Source organism: Oleiphilus sp. HI0080 (genome assembly GCF_001635135.1).
In genome coordinates this window covers 1-1,225 of sequence record NZ_LWFU01001154.1, presented here as the reverse complement: position 1 = coordinate 1,225, position 1,225 = coordinate 1, and the positions used below count along the sequence as shown (strand labels likewise).

1 protein-coding gene is annotated in these 1,225 nt (G+C 51.8%); it reads left to right on the top strand.

Going from position 1 to position 1,225, the window contains the following annotated elements:
* Positions 1–10 precede the first annotated feature (10 nt).
* On the top strand, positions 11–1,225 hold a 1,215-nt coding region (gene mutL / locus A3751_RS20735), incomplete at its 3' end, for a DNA mismatch repair endonuclease MutL (RefSeq protein WP_231876952.1).

Below are 1,225 nucleotides of genomic sequence, written 5' to 3'. Positions count from 1 at the left end.
CAGAAAATTCATGCGTACTGAGAAGACCGAGTTTAATCATCTTGAAGAGGTGGTTAAGCGACAAGCGCTTGGACGGTTTGATGTCGGGTTTGACCTTAATCATAACGGTAAGCCGGTGCATAGCTTACGCCCAGCAGTGACCTTGCGGGACCGAGAGCAGCGTGTTGCAAGTCTATGTGGCAAGCCGTTCATGGAAAATGCGGTAGAGATCGATGTTGAAGCAACGGGCTTAAAGCTTTGGGGCTGGGTCGCGCTCCCTACGTTCTCACGAAGTCAGGCCGATCTTCAGTATTTTTTTGTTAATGGTCGTGTGATACGCGATCGATTGGTTAGTCATGCGGTTAAGCAGGCATATCGAGACGTTCTTTATCACGGTCGTCATCCCGCTTTCGTTTTGTATTTGGAGCTAGACCCCGCATTAGTTGATGTGAATGTTCATCCAACTAAGCATGAGGTGCGTTTCCGAGATGGTCGATTGGTGCATGACTTTATCTTTCGGAGTCTGCATCGGGCGCTAGCGGACGTTCGGCCAGATGAGTATATGCGAGATGAGCAAAGTGAATCGCGTGTCGCAGAGAGTGAGGCGATACATGCTGAATCTGGTCTTGCAGCCCAGCCGGGATTTAACAGCCAGGCAAGCATGGCATTGCCGGTAAACTCTGTTTCCGGCACTCGTCCGTATGGATTCGGCTCGCAGCAGTCTTCCGAAGTGGGCGCAACGTTGCAGGGTATGCAAAGTCTTTATGGTGGTGCAAGTGCCGCTTCGAATTCGGTGGCAGAAGCCGGTTATGCAGATTCTGGCGTTGCGCAGAGTAGCGCCTTCCGTCAATCCGTTGTGGGTCAGAATACTCTGCAGGACGGGGCAAGTCAGGGCGGCGCTGAGGAATATCCTTTGGGGTTTGCCGTAGCTCAGCTGCACGGTATCTATATCCTTGCGCAAAATGCCTCTGGTCTGATCATCGTAGATATGCACGCAGCGCATGAGCGTATTACTTACGAGCAAATGAAAGCCGACTTTTACGGTGCCGGTATTCAGGCTCAACCGCTGTTAGTACCTATTTCTTTGGCGGTGAGCTCTAGGGAGGCTGATGTGGCTGAAGAGTGCTCAGATGAGCTTCGCAAGTTTGGCTTGTTAGTCGAGCGGAGCGGCCCAGAGGCACTGATAGTTCGAGAGGTGCCAGTTATTCTGCAAAAGGTGGACGTTGTCCAGCTGGTGAGAGATGTG